2 protein-coding genes are annotated in these 1,565 nt (G+C 66.9%); both read left to right on the top strand.

The window, feature by feature from the left end; genetic code table 11:
• Window positions 1-806, top strand: an 806-nt coding sequence (locus tag CZ322_RS09670) for a M23 family metallopeptidase (protein ID WP_087071225.1), incomplete at its 5' end; no start/stop codon positions are given.
• Window positions 806-1,565, top strand: a 760-nt coding sequence (locus CZ322_RS09665) for a glycerophosphodiester phosphodiesterase family protein (protein ID WP_234984565.1), incomplete at its 3' end; no start/stop codon positions are given. The genes CZ322_RS09670 and CZ322_RS09665, both read left to right, overlap by 1 nt.

The following is a 1,565-nucleotide window of genomic DNA, read 5'->3' as shown; positions in this document are numbered from 1 at the left end:
GCGGGCGGGCGCAGAACCGGGAGCGTTCGGACCGCATTCTGGCCGGGGCGGCCGCGCACTGGGCGGTGGCGCGTTCCGTTTCTCCCTATCGCAATATTCTTATTGGCGCGGTGGCCTGCTTGGGCATGGTGCTTCCCGTTATGTCCACCTTGCAGGGCAATGCGGCGCAGGCCGCGAACCCGGCTTTCGTGGCGCCCATGGCGGAAGAATTCACCACTCCGGCCCAGCTCACCGGGGAAGTCGGCGCGATTCAACGCGCCCAGGCCCGCACCGCGGCGGAAAATCCGCGCCGCGCCTGCCCCACTTCCGCCGGAGCGTCCGGTACCCGCGCCGCTTTTGATATCCCCACGGATCGCCTCATCGTCAAGCCGCTGCCCGAGGGAAGCTACCGACTCACCTCGCCGTTCGGCACCCGCGTGGACCCGATCTCCGGGGAAGTTTCCTCCCATGCCGGGCAGGATTTCGGTGCGCCGGCCGGCACCCCGATCCACGCCATCGCCGACGGCGTGGTCAAGCACGCCGGTGAAGGCATCCAGGGCCGCTCAAATAATCTCATTATTATCGAGCACACCATTAACGGGGAAAAGTTCAGCTCCTGGTACATCCACATGTACGACGACGGAGTTTTCGTCAAGGCCGGTGACAAAGTCAAGGCCGGTGACGTGATCGGAGCGGTGGGCTCGAATGGCTACTCCACCGGCCCGCATCTCCACCTGGAGATCCACGCCGCCAACGACGAACTCCTCGACCCGCTCGCTTTCCTGGAAGAACGCCAAGCCCAGCCCCTCGAGGCGGATTGCAAGTAATGGGGCGACTCTACGATATTGATGGGCCCGCGCTCATCATCGCCCACCGCGGCGGCGGTAACGAATACCCGGAAAACTCCCTGCGCGCTTTTGAGGCTCTCTACCGCGCGGGATTTCGGCATATCGAATCGGATGTGCACGCCACCGCGGATGGTGTGGCGGTCATCCTCCACGATCCGCTCCTGGATCGCACCACGGACGGCGTTGGCCCGATCAGCGCGCACACCTGGGCAGAAGTAGCTCAGGTTCGTAACGAGGCCGGGGAGCGCCCGCCGCGCCTGGATGAAGTCCTCGATGCCTTCCCGGACGCTGTTTTTAACCTGGACGCGAAATCCGATGCGGCCGTAGAACCGCTGGTCGCGGCGGTGCGGCGCACCGGGGCCGCGGGGCGGGTGTGCCTAGCCAGTTTCTCCCAGGCCCGCGTGGAGCGTATGCGCAGTCGGCTGCCGGGAGCCACATTTTCGCTGGGCCGCTCCGCGGTGGCCTGGCTCATGGCGCTCTCCCACCTGCCCGGTGTGCAGGGAGTACGCATCGCCAAATTCCCCGGTTCGCAGCGCGGTTTCCAGGCCGTTCAGGTGCCGGTAGATATCGCGCTGCCGCGCCCGCGCTCGCTACCCGGCCTTCGCTCGTTACCCGGCCTTCGCTCGCTGCCCCGCCCGTGGCCGCTTTCGCGCTCAAGCCGCTCGCGCCGCTTGCTCCAGAGCGGGGATGCGGCTGGCGGCGGCACGCTCGGCCACCCGGTTCCCGTTCTCACCGCGC

It is taken from the genome of Actinotignum timonense (genome assembly GCF_900155575.1).
GTDB classification, from domain to species: Bacteria; Actinomycetota; Actinomycetes; order Actinomycetales; family Actinomycetaceae; genus Actinotignum; species Actinotignum timonense.
Note: the sequence above shows the minus strand (reverse complement) of the source record. Positions and strands in the feature narration are given on the sequence as shown.